The organism is Microvirga pakistanensis (genome assembly GCF_004458765.1).
Taxonomy (GTDB): domain Bacteria; phylum Pseudomonadota; class Alphaproteobacteria; order Rhizobiales; family Beijerinckiaceae; genus Microvirga; species Microvirga pakistanensis.
The window spans coordinates 83,172-100,189 of sequence record NZ_SPJX01000108.1 but is presented as its reverse complement, the minus strand read 5'-3'; the positions used below and the strand labels follow the sequence as shown (position 1 = coordinate 100,189).

Below are 17,018 nucleotides of genomic sequence, written 5' to 3'. Positions count from 1 at the left end.
TCCAGGCAAGGCCGCCGCGTGGCACGCCTCATTGGGTCGAAGCCGGTACGGTTTGAACGCTTCCGGTCTGGAGACAGCGCGAGGAGGCCCACACCGCTGTCTCCGTTTCAAGAGATCACGCTGCCGTTACTGAGCCAGCCAAGCATTGAAGCGCTTGTTCAGCTCCTCGATGTTGTCGATCCAGAAATCGGCATCGAGCGCAACGGCACCCGAGAGGTTTTCCGGCGCTGTCGGCAGGTCCTTCTGCAGATCGGCCGGCACCTTCGCCGCGGCATCCTTGTTCGGCAGGCCGTAGGCAATATACTCTGGCAGCTTCACCTGGTTCTCAGGCTGGCTCACGAAGGCGATGAAATCCATCGCCTGCTCCTTGTTGGGGCTGTCCTTGAGAATCACCCAGCTGTCGATGGCATACAAGCTGCCAGGCCAGACGACTTTGAAGTTCTTGCCCTCGGTCTTGTTGATGCCCGAGATACGCCCGTTATACGCCGTCGTCATCACCACCTCGCCGGAGGCGAGGAGCTGCAGAGGCTGGGCGCCGGATTCCCACCAGACGATGTGCGGCTTCAGCTGATCGAGCTTCTTGAATGCGCGATCAATGCCTTCCGGCGTTGCCAGCATCTTGTAGACGTCGGCGGGTGGGACGCCGTCGGCCATCAGGGCGAACTCGAGGGCATATTTGGGTCCACGCCGAAAGCCGCGCTTGCCCGGGAACTTGTTGACGTCCCAGAAATCCGCCCATGACTTCGGCGCCTCCTTGAGGCGGTTGGCGTCGTAACTCAGCGCCGTGGACCACACGATGGCACCGACTCCGCAGTCGTCCACGGCAGCCGGGAGGAACTTGTCCTTGCCACCCAGCTTGCTCCAGTCGATCTTCTCGTAGAAGCCGTCAGCGCAACCAAGTGCCAGCTCCTCTGCCTCGACCTGGACCACATCCCAATTGGGCGTGCCGGCTTTAACCTTGGCAGCCAGTACGCCGATGCCGCCATCCCAACTCTCCTCAAGTACAGGCTTGCCCGCTTTTCTCGAGAAAGGTTCGAAGTAAATTTTGCGCTGGGCATCCTGGTAGTTTCCGCCCCAGGAAACCACCGTGAGATCACGGGCCTGAACGGCTTGCACGCTCCAACCGATGAGCAAGGCGGATACACAGCCGGCGACAGAAAGCATCTTCGCGGTATTCATGGTCTATCCCTCTGTTGGTTATTTTCCTCTGGGGAAGCCGAGCATAACGTGGCGATTTGACGACTGCCAAGGCCGATCCTTGGTGAGAATTGTCACCATTATTATTCTGTGAAACCGCGGCGTTCATATGAGACGCTTCAGTAGGTGGGTGGAGTGACCGCGCTGATGATTGTGCTGGGCCCACCCGAAACATTACGGAAACGATGGGGTAATCTGCTATCGAAGTAGTAGCCGTCGCCCTCCCCCAGGACTCTGCTCTGATCCCCGACCGTCACCTCGACCGCGCCACGGACGACGATCCCGGCCTCCTCGGCCGAGTGGGCATAGGGGGCGCCGGAATCCGCGCCGGTCGCATAGGTCTCGTGCAGCATCAGGATCTGGCGATTGGGGTGGTTCATCCCGAGCACACGATAGGAGATCGTCTGGGCCTTTCCGATCTCCACCCACTCACCAGCCGGGTAGAACGGCGAATACGGAACGGCCGCGCTCATCTCGGCGAAGAACCCCGTCAGCGTCGTTCCCAGCGCGTCCAGAATGGCACTCAAGGTGTCGACGGACGGACTCATGCGATCACGCTCGATCAGCGAAATTGACGAGTGCGAGATGCCCGACCGCAACGCGAGTTCCCGCACTCCCAGTCCGCGTCGGCGACGCAATTCCCGCAACTGTGTTCCAATCTTCGGCATAGCAATCCTGCGTAATGAAGTTGTCCTGCTCGCCATTGCGGGGAACCCGCCCTAGCCCCTTGGCAGATCCTATCCCTGGTGAGAATCCTGAACAACCCGGCCAAGCTGTCTTGAGACCGATGCCGTGATCCAGGAACCTGGACCCAACGCAATGGGAGGAAGCGATGTCGAACCTGTCCGCGAGCATCCGCGCCAAAATCACTTTTCTCAAAGCCCCGAAGCGTGATGCCGCAATCGACACCGGAGAGATCGAGTCAACCGTCAGGGACATCCTCGCGGCCGTCCGCGACAGGGGGGATGCAGCCCTCCGCGATTACTCGATGGCGTTCGATCAAGCTGACGTCACGGTCTTCGAGGTGAGCGACAAGGAGCGGGTCGCGGCTGTCGAGAACCTCGACCCGCAAACGCGCCATGACACCGAATTCGCTATCGAGCGCGTCCGCGCCTTCGCGCAGGCTCAACTGGGCACGATCCTTCCTCTCGACATCGAGGCCCTGCCCGGTCTCCATCTGGGTCACCGGGTCATTCCTATCCGGACCATCGGAGCCTATGTTCCGGGCGGGCGCTACCCTCTCCTATCGGCTCCCATCATGACGCTCGTGCCCGCGAAAGTCGCCGGATGCGAAGAGGTCATCGCCTGCCTGCCCCCAAAGGCGCATCCGGCCATGATCGCCGGTTGTCACCTGTCCGGCGCTGATCGCATCTTCCGCGTGGGCGGCGCGCAGGCGATTGCTGCCATGGCCTTCGGAACGGATAGCATTCCTGCGGTCGATAAGATCGTCGGCCCCGGCAATGCCTATGTGAACGAGGCCAAGCGGCAGGTCTTCGGGCGTGTCGGCATCGATCAGCTTGCAGGACCGAGTGAGATCTTCGTAGTCGCCGACGAGACCGGAGATCCAGAGCTGATCGCCGTGGATCTTCTCGCGCAGGCCGAGCACGATGTGAGGACACGGGTGGGCCTCATCACCACGAGCCGGAAATTGGCGGAGACGACCCTTGCAGAGATCGAGCGGCAATTGCAGGATCTGCCTACGGCTCCTGTCGCCGGTCCGGCATGGCGCGATCACGGCGAGGTGGTGCTCTGCGAGGACGAGGAAGCGATGATGGCCTATTCAGACTTCATTGCCGCCGAGCATCTTCAGGTTCACACAGCCGATCCTCATGAAACCGCTCGGAAACTGCGGAACTACGGCTCACTCTTCATCGGCCCCCTCGCCAGTGTCGTGTACTCCGACAAGTGCTGCGGGACCAATCACACGCTACCGACCATGGGAGCGGGTCGATATACGGGCGGGCTCTGGGTCGGATCCTATGTCAAGATCTGCACCCACCAGTGGCTGGACGAGCGTGGAGTTGCAGCCGTTGCGCCACCGGCGACCAGGCAAAGTCAGAGCGAGGGCTTGGAAGGCCACCGCCGCGCGGCAGCAATTCGGATGAAGACGATCTGATGGCGATGTCAGCACCGGATTTCATCAGTCAGTACAATGTCAGCATCTTCCAGCCTGCGAGAATCTCAAGAAGGTCGACCCAAGCCATTGAGCCGTCGCCTATGAAGGTTCGCACACGCTGCTAAAGCGGAAATCCGGATAAGTTTCACCCCGTGCCAGAAGCGGACCATAGCGCCAGCTCTAGATCCGGATCTTGCAGGCAAGCAAGTCAGGACGAAGTATGAAGGACGATGAACACTAAGGCTCAGCCAACTCTTTCATAAGTGCCTTGGCGGCGCAGAGGTCCAGCATGTCGCGACCCTCCGTAAACCACCCGTACATGGGGGCGAGAAGACATCGCGCTTCGGCCATCTTGCCGTGGTCTCGCCAAAGCCGCGCCCGATTCACAGCAGCACGCAGTTCGAAGGACTTCGCCCCTGGCTACGTGCAATGTTGAGCGCGGCTTGCAGATATGCCTCGACCTCGTCCGGCGTAGCGCCCTGAGCGCGCCGCAGCTCGCCCTCGAACCGGGGCAAGCTGATTGGACCCAAGCCGCCTCTCAAGGCGAAGGAGATCTGGTCCATTCGGGTCAGGCTCCAAGTCTCTCATCGCATCCGGGACTTGGCCTTGTTCAACCTGGCGCTCGACAGCAAGCTGCGCGCCTGTGACCTGGTCAGGCTCCGGGTCGACGATGTGGCCCTCAATGGGCGGGTGCGCTCCCGCGCCACAATCATGCCGAGGAAGACCGGCCGGCCCGTCCATTGAGGGCCACACCAAGATCGAGAGTACCGTGCGGTATCTCGGCATCGACGCGGACGATGCCCTCCTGACTACGGAGCAGGTTGAGATCTGACCGCTCAGAGGCTACTGCCTGCTATGGGGAAGGTCTGGACCTGAGGCTTAAGCAGCCACAGGACAAACGACCGGCGCGCGCCAGGAGCAGCCATTTAGGTTTGCTCCATGGCTCGTCCACTGTCGACCCTTCGCAGACAATTGAATCGTCCAAAGCAGTGGCCGCTCTCCCAATCCGCTAGGTCACGCTCGACAGTCGCGTTGAGGCCTTGATGTGACTTGACCCGACGCGCTTGAGCTAGCATCCCCATTGCCGAAGCGTGGATACGGAACTTGGTCCCGCAGTCAGCCAATGATTGCGAGCCACTCGTCTCTGAATGCAGCGACGCTCAAGCTGCTGAAATCCTCGAAGCTGCGCTGTAGCTCAGATCGGCATCGTCGGCGTTTTGATACCATGACGCTGCATGGCCGCGCCAATTCGGGCGAAGTCGGGCTGCGCCGGCGGCTCGGCCGTGCCGATGTCGCGGAAGAATGCGATCATGGAAGGCTCAATGAGCACGAGCATCCGCACCGGGTCGACGCCGTCGTTCGAGTAGTTGTGCGGCGCCCTCGGGTCGACGCGCACTGAGGTGCCGGGGCCCGCAACCGTCACCTCGGGCGGGACGCCCGTGGCAAAATGGCGAACAGTGAGCTCACCCTCGATCACGTAAATGAGTTCGGGCGAAGCATGGCTGTGCGGCGGAGTACCGGAGCCTGGTGGAACCTCGACCTCAATAAGTTCGAGGTTCGAGCCCGCAAGGCCGCCCAGGAAGCGGATGCGGTCGGCGACAACCCAGAGGGTCTCGCCGTCTCCGGGGGTGGTGACGTCAATCTTCATCGCCGGTCTCCTTCATATGCGATGCGGCGTCCGCGGGAGAGTTGCCCAAGGTGATCGCGGACAGGATCAACTCGAGCGCCCAGGACGCGGTCTCGCCGGCCTGGGCGCCGGTAAGACCGCCGTAGTCCTTCAGTACCTCCCATGCCGAGGCCGAGTAGAGCAGATGCGCCAGCGCCTCGATCTTCTCGGCCTCGGCGGGCGGGAGGGAAGCGATGGCGGGAGCGAGTGCACGAGCGAAATTGGCGCGCCGGTTCGCCACCATGCCCATCCGCATCTCGCGGCCGGTCCGCGAATGCAGGGAGGCGCGGATCGCCGCTTCGTGCCTATCGAACTGCGGGAAGGCCTGTCGCGGGCCGTCGACGACGTCATTCAGGCTCTCCGGCGTCGCGGAGACGCCGATCCGGGCGTTCAGCCAAGGCCAGAATGCGGCCAGCAGATCGTCCTTGGTCGCGAAGTGGCGGAATAGGGTCCGCCGCTGTACCCCGGCTTTCCGGGCGATGGCTTCGGTGCTGATTTCGTCCGGGGTGCTCGCCGAGTCCATCAGCTCGAACAACGCGGCGAGGATCGCCTCGCGCGTCTCATGCGCTTTTTCCTCGCGCAGTGGGCTGTTGTAGGCACGGACGCTGGACATACGGCTCGCTCAAAATTTCGCGACACTGTTAGTGTCATCAAAATCGACCGCTGTCAATTGATGTCGCTTCAAGTGACATCAAATTTCTCAATTCGATGTGTGAGGCATTTGGCGAAGGCGGTGTTCTGAACTATGTCCAGGTACCGAACGACCTTCCCGCACCCGACGCAGATATTCGCGCCGCCACCGTCGCGTTGGAGCTTCGGGTCAACTTTCAGGATCCCGCTGCTCAATGGGTATCGGCTCTCGGCGGACCTTCGCAACCTGATGGCGATCACCGTTGAGCCACATCCAGCAGTGTTCACGTTGGCGGGTCCCTAACCTAGAGCGCTAGGATAAAAGTTGCTAACGTCCTGGCGAACCTGCTGCATTCATAGTGAAGCAATTCGATCAACAATATTATATCGAAGCACTCGACTTACCTTACCTCAGGCGCACTAGCAAGCTGTCTGTCGACCATTAAACTGTTCCGCAAGCCTCCAGATGTATACTCTACAGCAATGGGTAAATGGACGAAAAGGATCTGAACCGATGCGGTGGAGAAGTGATGCCCCGCGGCGGATCTAGGTTTTACAAGATGCAGTTGAAGACTAGCCCCGCCTCTATCCAATCCCGTAGCGCGGCGGGAACTTTGGAAGCTATCCTAAACGGCATTGTGCAACCGGTCATCGTCAAGGACCGTGCCCATCGTTTTGTATTTCTGAACGACGCGGCATGCGTCCTAATCGGACGCTCCCCTGAGGAACTGATCGGTCGCGTGGATCACGACTTCGTCCCAAAGGAGCAAGCTGACACCTTTTGGGCGCTTGACGACGAGGTATTTTCGACCGGTGAGGACCGCCAGGTTGAAGAGCACATCACCGCGGCAGATGGTACCATCCGTATCCTTAGCACCCACAAGCGTCTCGTTGCTCTCCCGGGGACGGCTGGGGAGGAACTCTTCATCGTCGCGGTCATTTCCGACATTACGGAGCTCCGGCGGTCCGAAGCGGTGCTGCGCGAAAGCGAAGAGCACTATCGCCACTCCGTCGAGCTGAATCCCCAGATTCCCTGGATCGCCGATCCGCACGGGAACATCATCAGTGCCTCGTCCCGCTGGCACGAGCTCACGGGGATGCCCGTGGAGGAAGGGCTCGGCCGCGGGTGGATCGCCGCCCTGCACCCGGACGATCTACCGCCGACGCAGCAGAACTGGCTGCAGTCGGTTGCGACGGGCAATCCGTTCGATACAGAGTACCGACTGCGTCTATCCAACGGTAGCTACCGTTGGTTCCGGGCTCGCGCCACAGCACGGCACAGCGAAGATGGCACCATCCTTCGCTGGTACGGCACGCTGGAGGACATCCACGAGAGCAGGCTGGCCACGCAAGCGCTTCGGGAGCGGGAACGCCAACTTGCGACCGTGTTCGGCCAGACCGTGGTCGGCATCCTGCATCGGGGTTTGAACAATGAGGTGCTGATGGTCAACCAGCGCTTCTGCGATCTTGTCGGGCGTACCCGGGAAGAGCTCGATGGTCTCCCAATGAAGGATTTTACTCATCCGGAGGACTTCCCGCGGAACCTGGCCGTGTGGGAGGAACACCGGAAGCATGGCACGCCGTTTCAGATCGAGAAACGATATGTCCGGCCGGATGGTACAGCGACCTGGTGTACGGTTCATGTCTCGTTTGTTTACGATGAAAGCGGCAAGCTGATCTCCACCATCACCGTGGCGCAGGATATCGAAGAACGGAAACGGGCCGAAGAGCAGTCCCGAGAAAGCCAGGAGAACTTCCGCTACCTGGTGGAGTTGAACCCGCAGATCCCGTGGATTGCGGACCCAGACGGGCGAACCATTGAGATCAGCTCCCGCTGGCTCGCCCTGACAGGACTGTCCCGCGAGGAGGTGCTCGCTGAGGGCGGCTGGGCCAAAGCCGTGCATCCCGATGATCTGGAATCGGCAACGCGGAAGTGGGCCCATTCCGTCGCCACGGGCGAGCCGCTTGATGATGAGTTCCGCCTGCGCGCGGCTGACGGGAGCTATCGCTGGTTTCGCGCACGGGCGACAGCCCGACGTGACGAGACCGGCGCTATCGTTCGATGGTACGGGACGGAGGAGGACATCCATGACAGGAAGCTTGCGGAGGAGCACCTCCGTTGGGCTGCGTATCATGATCCACTGACCGGTCTGCCCAACCGGAGACTTTTCCAGGAGCGGCTCCGGCAAGCGCTCGACCGGGCTGCTGCATCGCACCGAAGGGTCGGCTTGCTGATCGTCGATCTGGACGACTTCAAGCAGATCAATGACCGGTTCGGCCACGATGCGGGGGACGCTGTCCTAAGGGCGTTTGCCCAGCGGCTCCAGACCACAGCGTCAGATCCCGACGATGTAGCCCGCCTCGGCGGGGACGAGTTTGCCATTATACTGCCTGATGTGACGAATGAGGCGGACGTCGCCCGCGTTGCGAGCGACGTCATTGCCCAAGTCCGCAAGCCGTTGAGCGGAAGCAATATCGGACGGGACTACCGCGCGAGTGTCGGCGGGGCCATCACCGCCGGACCCGGCGCGGAGCCTGATGAGCTTCTGAAACAGGCGGATCTCGCGCTTTATAGCGGCAAGGCTGCCGGACCGGGCCTGTTCAGGATGTTCGAACCCGCCATCCGGGAAAGAATCCAGCAAGCCGCTTCGGCTCTGCGGCTGGCCCAAAAGGCGATCGAACTCGACTGGATCGTTCCGTTCTACCAACCGAAAGTCACGCTCGGCACCGGTGCTATCGCGGGCTTCGAAGCGTTGTTGCGATGGCGCCACCCCCGCCTGGGGCCGCAGCCTCCCAGCGCGCTTGCCTCTGCGTTCGATGATCCGAAGCTTGGCGTCGCCATCGGTGAGCGGATGCTTGCCTCTGTCCTGAAGGACTTGCGCTCTTGGCTCGACGCCGGTCTCGATGTCGGAACGATCGCCATCAACGCCTCAGCCAGTGAGTTCCTCAGTGGCGACTATGCCGAGCGGGTGCTCAATCAACTTCGGTCGGCCGGGTTGCCGGCAAGTCGCCTTGAGATCGAGGTAACCGAGACGGTGTTTGTTGGGCGCGAGGCGGCAAACGTGGAGCACGCCTTGCAGACCTTGAGTGCTGCGGGAATCAAGATCGCTCTTGACGATTTTGGCACGGGCTATGCGTCTCTGACGCACCTGAAGAAGTTTCCTGTCGACGTCCTGAAACTCGATCAGTCATTCGTTGGCAGCCTTGAGGAGGAATCCAGCAATGCGGCGATTGTCAAAGCCGTCGTGGATCTTGGCCAGAGCCTGGACATCACGGTGGTTGCCGAGGGCATCGAGACGTCGGCACAAGCTGCCTTTCTGCGGGACCACGGGTGCGATCTAGGCCAGGGATACTTCTTTGGAAGGCCGATGGCTGCCGAAGCCGTTTTGCCGTTCATCGGGGTGTGGTCGGCCAGAGTGAACTGAGGACGCCGACAATCTCGCGCTTCGCGGCACCGTAGGATCCGAGTTCATCGGTTACGATCACCCTGGGCACATAGCACAAGCTCTTGAGCAGCTTGCGAAAGAAGCGCTTGGCCGCCCTCGTGTTGCGGCGGCTCTGCACCAGCACATCGAGCACGTTCCCGTGCTGATCAACCGCTCGCCAGAGGTAGTGCAGGTTGCCTCGGATGCGAACGAAGACCTCATCCAGAAACCATTTGCCGCCGGGCTGCGGCCGCCGCTTGAGCGTCTTGGCATACACCCGCCCGAAGCACAGGCTCCACTCACGAATAGTCTCGTAGCTGACCACAACTCCTCGCGCTGCGAAAATCAGCTCAACGTCACGCAGGCTCAGGCTGAAGCAGTGATACAGCCAGATCGCGTGGTCTCAACCTTTGGAGGCCTACGCGGCGGCCCTGGAAGAGGCTGGGTTTGCAATCACCTCCCTCCGCGAGCCGATCCCAGATCACAGCGGGCGCCAAGAGCATCTCGAGCAATGGGCGCGTGTCCCGCTGTTTCTCTGGTTAAAGGCACGTCCGTTCCCCCGCGAATGCGCCTGATCAACCCTCGATGACGGAAATCACGGTACATAGCCTGTGTGGACGACCCCGCTGCGTGGGCAGGCGAGCGCGCCAGGAAACGTCTGCCCCGGGTCAGGAGCCACCTTTAAGCGTGGCCGTATGAAGGTCCGCTCATCGCGTAGTTGCAGACATTCGCCTGCCCCACGCAAAGTGAGTCGATCCACTCTAGGGCCGATCGAAGTTCGTCCGCTGTTACCCGCGGCGTTACCCGAAAAGAAACGAGGCGCTGATCTGCAGGGACAGAAATGTCACTAAACCCTCGCCGGATAAGGGTTTGAAGTGGTGAGCGCGCTGGGACTCGAACCCAGGACCCTCCGATTGAAAGTCAGAGCCTCTCTTGGTAGCCGAAGGATCCCACCAACGCGCCGCTTTCATCGGAGGCTAGGACCTAGCGGGGATTGCTGAAGAAGGTGTCCTCGGCCGCCAGATCCGCAATCAGCTGCGCCAGTGCTTGCGCGGCGGAGAGCAGCTCCTGCCGCTCGTCGTTCGTCAATTGTCCAACTGGAGCACTCCAGCGTCGGTCAGACATCGGGTTCTCGACCTCGGCCGTCTGCAGCAGAGGTCCGTCCTCGTCCCAGCTCACGGTCAACTTTGGCATCGCGCAACCTCGTGAGATGTTGGCCCTCCCAGCCAGGGGCATAGAATACCCAGTCCGGCCGCAGACGCGAACTTCTTCATCCTCAGCTATCCGCCATGCCTGCACCCGAGGCTCGCGCTCACCAATGCGGTCCGGGCAGGCGCGGACCAGAGCCTCGCTGGTGAGGTTGCCACCAGCGATCCGTTGCGCGGCTTCAGGGGCGGTCGGAAGCCCAGTCATTTGGACCAATCCTCAATCAACCGGCCATAGGCCTCCACGGCCTGATCGATGCGCGAGATGAGGCAGTACTCATCCGTCTGGTGCGCCATGGCCGCCTCCCCAGGGCCGAGAATGACGGTTGGCGGCCTGCCCATGGCCGGGGTTAGCGCCGACGCGTCCGTGAAGTAGGTTGCACCCTGCGGCGCGGGCATCGCTCCCAAGAGCGGGGCCATGATCTCGAAGACCCGCCGGATCCACGGGTCGCCGGGATCGGTCCACACGGCCGGCACGTCGATGATCGGCGATATTTCCATCGCATCGCCCAGAAAGCTCCCGACCATCTCGCGCACGGAAACATGCGCCTGGCCCGGCACAGTGCGGATATCGAGGCTCACTTCGGCATAGTCGGGAACCGAGTTGGTGTTCAATCCGCCGTGGAAGGTACCGATGTTCAGCGTCGGACCGCCCAACACCCCGTGTCGCTGCACGTTGAAGTCAAAGTCAGTCAGCTTCATGACCGCATGCGCTGCTTTGACGACCGCGTTCTCCCCTTTCTCCGGCATAGAGCCGTGCGCGGTCACGCCCCGTGCGACTGCCTTCAGCCACAAGGCTCCCTTGTGACCGACAAGCGGTGTATTGGATGTAGGCTCGGCGACAATCAGGGCACCGGCGGCGCCCAGAAGCCCTTCCTGCTGGCACAGATGATAGGCCCCTTCTGAACCAGTCTCCTCACCGGCGGTGATGATCAGCACGGTGCCAGGACCCCTTTCCAGCGTAGTCCGGTGGGCGATGCAGGCTTCGACAAAAGCAGCAACGCCGCCCTTCATGTCGCTGGAGCCGCGGCCATACACTCGGTCGCCCTCGACGTCGCCACCGAACGGGTCGACCGACCACGGCTGCGAGCCAAGAGGCACCGTGTCCAGGTGGCCGGTAAAGGCAAGCGGCAGGGCATCCCGGCCACCGATGCGTGCGATCAGATTCGTACGCTCCTTTCCGAACGGGACTGCCGTGACAGTAAAGCCATTCTCCTCCAGCCGCTTGGCCACGAGGACTGCGCATCGAGCCTCGTTGCCAGGAGGATTGATGGTGTTCTGGCGGATCAGTGCCTGGGTAAGCGCAACAGCGGGTGAAATCGTCATGGGCCTCGCTTTCTGAGGAGTCTTGCAAGAACGAGCTTACCGCAGGGTGGCTGCTCCTGAAGGGGCATGAGTGGGATGCTAATCCGGTGTCGGATGCGGCGCCAGGGGCACTTGGCTCGGGCTTCGGACCCGATCCTGTGCCTCCTGGTCCAGGGCGCTGGAGCCCCGTCAGCGGGATCCGTGTCGGTCAAGTGGCAGCCCAAGGGGTCGTGAGGTCATCAAGAGTGATGTCAACATCCAGCTCAACAGATGGTCGCCTGTCACAAACTGGCCATGCAACCCGGAGAAACTCTCCTGCGGAGGGAGCCGATATGCCGCTTCTCATTCTCGCGATCCTGTTCGTATGGTTGCTGCCTGACCCTCTTCATGCTCAGGATGTGCCCTCCCCTCTCACGCGGATCGCCTTCGGCTCCTGCGCCGACGAGGAGAAGCCTCAGCCAATCTGGGATGCGGTCCTGGCTTACCAGCCCCAACTGTTCCTGTTCGTCGGCGACAACGTCTATGGCGACGTTCGTCAAGAGCGTGTTGTGCCGGATGGGGAGCTGATCCAGAGCCTGCAAGAGTCGTATGCCCAGGCGGCTCAGATATCAGGAATGGCGCGGCTTAGGAGCGCCATCCCGCATCTCGCCACGTGGGATGATCATGACTATGGCAAGAATGATGCGGGCGCCGAGTTCGCCGGCCGCCACGACGCCCAGCGGCTCTTCCTGCAGTTCTGGAACGTGCCGCCGTCGGATGTGCGCCACCAGCGGGAGGGGATCTACCACAGCCAGACCTTTGGGCCCGACGGGCAGCGGGTGCAGGTGATTCTGCTCGACACCCGCTTCTTCCGCTCCTCCCTCAAGCCCACGGACCAGCGCAATGCCGCCGGTCGCGAGCGCTATCTGCCGGACGAGGACCCGGCCAAGACGATGCTGGGTGAGGCACAGTGGTCGTGGCTGGCCGAGCGCCTTCGCGAGCCCGCCGATGTGCGCCTCATCGTGTCGTCGATTCAGGTGGTGGCCGAGGGGCATGGCTGGGAGCGCTGGGGTAACCTCCCGCGCGAGCGTCAGCGCCTCTACGACCTCATTCGCTCAACCGCCGCAAGTGGTGTGATCCTGCTATCGGGCGATCGCCACGTCGGCGGCCTGTACCGCGAGACCACGGCGACGCCCTATTCTCTCATCGAGATCACCTCTAGCGGTATCAACCAGGTCTTCCCCGGCAACAGGGAGGAGGGTCCGAACCGGCTCGGCGCGATCTATGGCGCCCCGAACTTCGGCACAATCGATGTGGATTGGTGGGAACGAACGGTCACCCTCTCCTTGCGGAGCGGGAATGGTGAGCCCGTGCGCCGACAGGTCGTGCACTTGGACGAGCTGAGGATCGCGAACCCATAGCTTGCACAGAGCGAGCCCGCTTCATGCCTCAGGACATTGCTGCGCGTTGGCGCGGCGCCAGGCACCGCCGATTTAACGAGCTGGGGGCAACGCGCCTCCCTGGATTGGCAGATCAGAAGCCCGCCGCAATGTTTGTCACCTCGGCCCAAACCGTGAAGGCTCGGGCGCGGGACTGGCGCCGATCAGAGGCGTTGCTTTTGGCGGAGCGGCGGAAGAGGCTGGCCACTTGATCGTGGACTGAAAGGAAGCGTTGTGCGTGCCCGGCTGACCTGAAGCGCTTCATGATCCGCTCGCGTCGCCGGGTCGGCTGATGATTGTTCATGGCAACCTCATCCAGGTGCCATTTGTTTCCGGATGCGGGCAGACGGAGGCGGATCTGATTGGCAAAGCCCTGGCCAAACTTCAGCGCCCGCTGCCGCACCGTCTCATGACTGACCAGGATCCCTCGGGCGGCCAGCATCTCCGCCACCATGCGCAGGCTCAGTGGAAACCGGAAGTACAACCAGACGGCGTAGCTGATCACGTCAGCCGGGAAGCGGTAGCGACCATAGCGGGAATGGCGAAGCGGCATCATCCCTCACGGATGCCCGGATCCGGCCACCTGCGGGTCAACTTGACGGTGCCTTGGGGTGTCTGATCTTAGAATCGTGGGGTCGGCGGAGGTCATCCCATTCGCATTCCCGGCGGGTCAGAACCGATGTCTGGCGAGTTCCTCCCTCGTGTCGATGTCCTGAACGACCGCCGGATCCGTGGTCGGCCATTCCACGACATCCGTCCTTCCACGCAGGATCGGACCTGCCCCGACATCTCCGGAAAGGCCCTGGATCAGAACTTCGAGCTCGCGCGAGATCAAGACGGGGTTCCCACGCCGGCCGTTCCATGTCGGGACCAGAGCTGCCGGCTCTCGTTTCTCGTGCCAGCCGGCCACGAGACCGTCGATGAGATCGGTTTTCACGAACGGCATGTCTGCAAGGAGGATCACGGCCGCGCGGGCCGACCGCGGGAGCGCGGAGAACCCGGCCTTCAGGGATGTGGAGAGTCCTTGAGCGAACAGGCCGTTGTGGGCGATCCGAACCGGAAGCTCGGCGAGCGCCGCCCGGACATCCTCGCCGCGATGGCCGGTCACCACGATGACCGGATCGGCCGTGGAGCGGATTGCGGCCTCGGCCGCATGGCGAACCAGGGCCTTGCCGTCGATCTGCGCCAGCAGCTTCGGCTCGTCGCCGAAGCGCGTGCCGCGGCCAGCCGCCAGAAGAATGGCCGCCACATCGCCCGTTGTCCGGCTCATTCCTCACCCTCGCTTTCGCCACCCTCGCGCGGTTGTGGACGCGAGACGATCTCCATGAGAAGCCCTCCGACGCCAAGGGACATGATGTCGGCACGCGTCACGGGCACGTCCGCCAGAAGGCGGTGCAGAATCCAATCGAACCCGTTTTCCTTCGGAGACCGGGCACAACCCGGGGCGCCGATGACGGGCTTGCCGGCGATGAATCCGATGAGGAGCAGGTTTCCGGGGTCGACCGGCATGCCGAAATGCTCCACCCGCCCGCCGGCCATCTCGATGGCGGATGGGATGACGTCACGGCGGTCCGCGATGGCCGAAGCGCCGAAGATGACGATGAGCTGCGGTTCGCCGCGCGCTTGGTCGGCGAGCTCCTGCGCCAAGGCGGCCGCCTCGTGAGGCACGCGACGATCGAGCACGATCGTTGCCTGTGCCGGCTCCAGCCGTCTCGACAGCACGGTGAGGGTCTTGTCGACCATGCTCGGCTTGAGCCCCGGAAGAAGTGTTGAAACAACGCCGACCGAACGGCGCAGATAGGGCGCGACACGCAAGGCGCTCTTGCCCGCCTGGGCAATCCCCTTCTGCAGCAGAACCTCCGGAACCGCATAGGGGATGATCTTGACGGTGCCGATCATCTCGCCCGCGACGACCGGCTTGTAGGCCTGCAAGGTGGCGGCCGTCATGGCCTCGTCGACGGAATTGAGCCCGCCGATGGCTGCGACGTCGATCAGGAGAACGCCCGCAGTCTCGGCATGGAGATTGGAGCGCCCCGTGAAGGGTGCTTCGACCATGACGTTATCCCCGGCAAGAGCGCGGGCGAGCCGGACGGCCGCCTCGTTCTCGGGGACGTCACCGGGTTCGAACCGGGCTGCGATGATCGTCTCGACACCGGCCTGCTTCAGCCGTTGCGCGATGTCGGGCGAGACGAGGGTTCCCTTCTTCACCACCGTTTCGCCGGCACGCACCCCATGAGCTGCAAGGGCGCCGACGGCCTCCTCCACCGGAACAGGGCCGAACTTCACGCCGGGCGCCTCCGATCTTGGCGCAGGGTCGCGACGATCTCGGCCAGCACCGAGACGGCGATCTCCGCAGGAGAAACGGCCCCGATATCGAGGCCGATCGGAGCATGGATGCGGGCGAGGTCCGCTTCGGCAAAGCCGGCATCGGTCAGGCGCTGAACGCGGCGCGCATGGGTTTTGCGCGAGCCGAGCGCGCCGATATAGAAGCATTCCGAGCGGAGGGCCGCGAGGAGCGCGGGATCGTCGATCTTCGGATCATGGGTCAGCGCCACCACGGCCGTATAACGGTCGATGCGCATCTCCGGCAGCACGGCGTCGGGCCATTCGGCCAGCACCGGCACATCCGGAAAGCGCTCGGGAGTCGCGAAGGCCGTGCGGGGATCGATGATGGTGACGTCGAAATCCACGCCCCTGGCCATGGGCGCCAGCGCCTGACTGATATGCACGGCGCCGATCACGATCACTCTCACGGGCGGGGCCTGCACGGTCAGGAAGAACTGGCGGCCGCCCTGATCGACGAGACCGCTCTTGCCTTGGCGCAGCCTTTCCCGCAATGCCTCGGCCAGCGGGTCGCTTCCGATCTCGGCCTCCCGAACGAGGCGCTGCTCGCCGGAGATGAGCTCGGTCACGAGGACGGCGGCACGTCGCGCCGCGCGCTCGGCATTGAGGTCGGACAGGAGGCTCAGGCGCATGCCGTGCCCTCGCCTCTGCGACGAAGCGGCGATGTACGGCAGCATTGAGAACAGCCGAACATCCTAATCCACCCGCTCCACATACACCTTGATCCGCCCTCCGCAGGACAGTCCGACCTGCCAGGCGGTCTCGTCGGCGACTCCGAACTCGAGCATCCGCGGCTTTCCATCGGCGATGACATCCAGCGCCTCGGTGATGACCGCGCCCTCGACGCAGCCCCCGGATACGGAACCGAGGAAGCTCGTGTCTTCGTCGATCACCAGATGGCTCCCGACCGGGCGAGGCGCCGATCCCCAGGTCTCGACCACGGTCGCGATCGCGACCCCCCGGCCCTCGCGCCTCCAGGCTTCTGCCGTCTTCAGGATATCCGTTTCGGTCGAAAGCATAAGATTTCCACGCGGGATGAGGAGCCTGCGAGCAATGCTCGGTGATCGATACTGCCACCACCGGCCCGCGAAGCGCAACCGGCATGCGACGGCTCATGCATACGGACAACGACCCGAGCATTGACAGGCGCTGCGATGAGGCGTCTGATCCACGTCGAACAAGCACCACCGTCGGATGGCTCGCGGGCAGGATGCTGAACGATATCTACAGCCGGCGCATCTTGGAATTCGCGGCCGACATCCCGCTTCTGGGAACCCTGTCGGATGCGGATGCCAGCGCGAAGGCGCATTCGAAACTGTGCGGATCGACCGTCACGGTCTATGTGAAACTCGACCGGGACGTCGTCAGCGCCTTCGCTCACGAGGTGAAGGCCTGTGCCCTCGGCCAAGCCTCCTCGTCGATCATGGCACGCCATGTGATCGGCTCCACGGTCGAGGATCTCAAGGCCGTTCGAGAGGAGATGCACCGGATGTTGAAGGCCGGCGGGACGCCACCGTCCGGCAAATGGGCGGATCTCGCCCTCCTGGAGCCGGCACGGGATCTCAAGGCCCGTCACGCCTCGATCCTTCTCACCTTCGACGCCGTTGCCGAAGCGCTCGCCAAGGCGGAGTCTGCCGAGACCAGCGGCGCGGCCAGCGATCCGTAATCCGTCAGCGCTACCCCGTTCATCAGGCATGGCAGCAATGCTTGGCA

16 protein-coding genes and 2 pseudogenes are annotated in these 17,018 nt (G+C 62.7%); 5 read left to right on the top strand and 13 right to left on the bottom strand.

Annotated elements, in window-relative coordinates; genetic code table 11:
* Positions 1 to 126: 126 nt before the first annotated feature.
* Together E4K09_RS03545 and E4K09_RS03540 are read right to left on the bottom strand one after the other, a co-directional pair.
* On the bottom strand, positions 127 to 1,164 hold the full coding sequence (locus tag E4K09_RS03545) for an ABC transporter substrate-binding protein (protein WP_134495346.1): 1,038 nt from the start codon (positions 1,162 to 1,164) through the stop codon (positions 127 to 129).
* Positions 1,165 to 1,316: 152 nt separating this feature from the next.
* Positions 1,317 to 1,865 (bottom strand): cupin domain-containing protein, encoded by a 549-nt coding sequence (locus E4K09_RS03540; RefSeq protein WP_134495244.1) that lies wholly within the window; start codon positions 1,863 to 1,865, stop codon positions 1,317 to 1,319.
* Between the two features lie 164 nt (positions 1,866 to 2,029).
* Here E4K09_RS03540 and hisD point away from each other — a divergent pair, with 164 nt between their 5' ends.
* Positions 2,030 to 3,313, top strand: a complete 1,284-nt coding sequence (gene hisD / locus E4K09_RS03535) for a histidinol dehydrogenase (protein ID WP_134495243.1) — start codon at positions 2,030 to 2,032, stop codon at positions 3,311 to 3,313.
* Between the two features lie 383 nt (positions 3,314 to 3,696).
* On the opposite strand, the gene E4K09_RS03530 is transcribed toward hisD, so the two are convergent.
* Positions 3,697 to 3,876, bottom strand: coding sequence for a hypothetical protein (locus tag E4K09_RS03530; protein ID WP_134495242.1), 180 nt, complete (start codon positions 3,874 to 3,876; stop codon positions 3,697 to 3,699).
* On the opposite strand from E4K09_RS03530, the pseudogene E4K09_RS03525 reads away from it, so the two are divergent.
* Positions 3,833 to 4,051 (top strand): annotated as a pseudogene (locus tag E4K09_RS03525) (site-specific integrase); the annotation flags it as partial. The gene E4K09_RS03530 and the pseudogene E4K09_RS03525 sit on opposite strands and share 44 nt — an antisense overlap.
* 457 nt (positions 4,052 to 4,508) lie before the next feature.
* Here E4K09_RS03525 and E4K09_RS03520 read toward each other — a convergent pair.
* Together E4K09_RS03520 and E4K09_RS03515 are read right to left on the bottom strand one after the other, a co-directional pair.
* On the bottom strand, positions 4,509 to 4,961 hold the full coding sequence (locus E4K09_RS03520) for a cupin domain-containing protein (protein ID WP_134495241.1): 453 nt from the start codon (positions 4,959 to 4,961) through the stop codon (positions 4,509 to 4,511).
* On the bottom strand, positions 4,951 to 5,592 hold the full coding sequence (locus E4K09_RS03515; RefSeq protein WP_134495240.1) for a TetR/AcrR family transcriptional regulator: 642 nt from the start codon (positions 5,590 to 5,592) through the stop codon (positions 4,951 to 4,953). Before E4K09_RS03515 ends, E4K09_RS03520 begins: the two co-directional genes overlap by 11 nt.
* 508 nt (positions 5,593 to 6,100) lie before the next feature.
* Between E4K09_RS03515 and E4K09_RS03510 the strand changes: the two genes are divergently transcribed.
* Positions 6,101 to 9,034: a PAS domain S-box protein gene (locus E4K09_RS03510; protein WP_134495239.1), complete on the top strand. Its 2,934-nt coding sequence runs from the start codon at positions 6,101 to 6,103 to the stop codon at positions 9,032 to 9,034.
* A 7-nt stretch (positions 9,035 to 9,041) separates the two neighbouring features.
* On the opposite strand, the pseudogene E4K09_RS03505 reads toward E4K09_RS03510, so the two are convergent.
* The 3 genes and pseudogenes from E4K09_RS03505 to E4K09_RS03485 form a co-directional block, all read right to left on the bottom strand.
* Positions 9,042 to 9,434 (bottom strand): annotated as a pseudogene (locus tag E4K09_RS03505) (IS6 family transposase); the annotation flags it as partial.
* 584 nt (positions 9,435 to 10,018) lie between these two features.
* Positions 10,019 to 10,228 (bottom strand): hypothetical protein, encoded by a 210-nt coding sequence (locus tag E4K09_RS03490; protein WP_134495238.1) that lies wholly within the window; start codon positions 10,226 to 10,228, stop codon positions 10,019 to 10,021.
* Between the two features lie 215 nt (positions 10,229 to 10,443).
* On the bottom strand, positions 10,444 to 11,565 hold the full coding sequence (locus E4K09_RS03485) for a M20 family metallopeptidase (protein WP_134495237.1): 1,122 nt from the start codon (positions 11,563 to 11,565) through the stop codon (positions 10,444 to 10,446).
* A gap of 311 nt (positions 11,566 to 11,876) precedes the next feature.
* On the opposite strand from E4K09_RS03485, the gene E4K09_RS03480 reads away from it, so the two are divergent.
* Complete coding sequence (locus tag E4K09_RS03480) at positions 11,877 to 12,944, top strand: alkaline phosphatase D family protein (protein WP_166802139.1); 1,068 nt, start codon at positions 11,877 to 11,879, stop codon at positions 12,942 to 12,944.
* A 112-nt stretch (positions 12,945 to 13,056) separates the two neighbouring features.
* On the opposite strand, the gene E4K09_RS03475 is transcribed toward E4K09_RS03480, so the two are convergent.
* From E4K09_RS03475 to E4K09_RS03460, 5 genes are all read right to left on the bottom strand, one after another.
* A complete protein-coding gene (locus E4K09_RS03475; RefSeq protein ID WP_134495235.1) occupies positions 13,057 to 13,518 on the bottom strand; it encodes an IS6 family transposase in 462 nt (153 codons plus the stop codon).
* Positions 13,519 to 13,632: 114 nt separating this feature from the next.
* Positions 13,633 to 14,232, bottom strand: coding sequence for a nucleotidyltransferase family protein (locus tag E4K09_RS29590; protein WP_193557243.1), 600 nt, complete (start codon positions 14,230 to 14,232; stop codon positions 13,633 to 13,635).
* On the bottom strand, positions 14,229 to 15,248 hold the full coding sequence (locus E4K09_RS29585; protein WP_193557242.1) for a molybdopterin-binding protein: 1,020 nt from the start codon (positions 15,246 to 15,248) through the stop codon (positions 14,229 to 14,231). Before E4K09_RS29585 ends, E4K09_RS29590 begins: the two co-directional genes overlap by 4 nt.
* Complete coding sequence (locus E4K09_RS03465) at positions 15,245 to 15,937, bottom strand: XdhC family protein (protein ID WP_134495344.1); 693 nt, start codon at positions 15,935 to 15,937, stop codon at positions 15,245 to 15,247. The genes E4K09_RS29585 and E4K09_RS03465 overlap by 4 nt, the downstream gene beginning before the upstream one ends.
* A 63-nt stretch (positions 15,938 to 16,000) precedes the next feature.
* Complete coding sequence (locus tag E4K09_RS03460) at positions 16,001 to 16,324, bottom strand: XdhC family protein (RefSeq protein WP_134495234.1); 324 nt, start codon at positions 16,322 to 16,324, stop codon at positions 16,001 to 16,003.
* Positions 16,325 to 16,515: 191 nt separating this feature from the next.
* Between E4K09_RS03460 and E4K09_RS03455 the strand changes: the two genes are divergently transcribed.
* On the top strand, positions 16,516 to 16,971 hold the full coding sequence (locus E4K09_RS03455; RefSeq protein WP_134495342.1) for an iron-sulfur cluster assembly scaffold protein: 456 nt from the start codon (positions 16,516 to 16,518) through the stop codon (positions 16,969 to 16,971).
* The last annotated feature ends 47 nt before the right edge of the window (positions 16,972 to 17,018 follow it).

Coding starts and splice junctions, on each gene's coding strand:
- E4K09_RS03520 (WP_134495241.1), bottom strand. CDS start 4,961: ATGAAGATTGACGTCACCACCCCCGGAGACGGCGAGACCCTCTGGGTT.
- E4K09_RS03510 (WP_134495239.1), top strand. CDS start 6,101: ATGGACGAAAAGGATCTGAACCGATGCGGTGGAGAAGTGATGCCCCGC.
- E4K09_RS03455 (WP_134495342.1), top strand. CDS start 16,516: ATGCTGAACGATATCTACAGCCGGCGCATCTTGGAATTCGCGGCCGAC.
- E4K09_RS03475 (WP_134495235.1), bottom strand. CDS start 13,518: ATGATGCCGCTTCGCCATTCCCGCTATGGTCGCTACCGCTTCCCGGCT.
- hisD (WP_134495243.1), top strand. CDS start 2,030: ATGTCGAACCTGTCCGCGAGCATCCGCGCCAAAATCACTTTTCTCAAA.
- E4K09_RS29590 (WP_193557243.1), bottom strand. CDS start 14,232: ATGAGCCGGACAACGGGCGATGTGGCGGCCATTCTTCTGGCGGCTGGC.
- E4K09_RS03515 (WP_134495240.1), bottom strand. CDS start 5,592: ATGTCCAGCGTCCGTGCCTACAACAGCCCACTGCGCGAGGAAAAAGCG.
- E4K09_RS03530 (WP_134495242.1), bottom strand. CDS start 3,876: ATGGACCAGATCTCCTTCGCCTTGAGAGGCGGCTTGGGTCCAATCAGC.
- E4K09_RS03545 (WP_134495346.1), bottom strand. CDS start 1,164: ATGCTTTCTGTCGCCGGCTGTGTATCCGCCTTGCTCATCGGTTGGAGC.
- E4K09_RS03490 (WP_134495238.1), bottom strand. CDS start 10,228: ATGCCAAAGTTGACCGTGAGCTGGGACGAGGACGGACCTCTGCTGCAG.
- E4K09_RS03480 (WP_166802139.1), top strand. CDS start 11,877: ATGCCGCTTCTCATTCTCGCGATCCTGTTCGTATGGTTGCTGCCTGAC.
- E4K09_RS03465 (WP_134495344.1), bottom strand. CDS start 15,937: ATGCGCCTGAGCCTCCTGTCCGACCTCAATGCCGAGCGCGCGGCGCGA.
- E4K09_RS03460 (WP_134495234.1), bottom strand. CDS start 16,324: ATGCTTTCGACCGAAACGGATATCCTGAAGACGGCAGAAGCCTGGAGG.
- E4K09_RS03485 (WP_134495237.1), bottom strand. CDS start 11,565: ATGACGATTTCACCCGCTGTTGCGCTTACCCAGGCACTGATCCGCCAG.
- E4K09_RS03540 (WP_134495244.1), bottom strand. CDS start 1,865: ATGCCGAAGATTGGAACACAGTTGCGGGAATTGCGTCGCCGACGCGGA.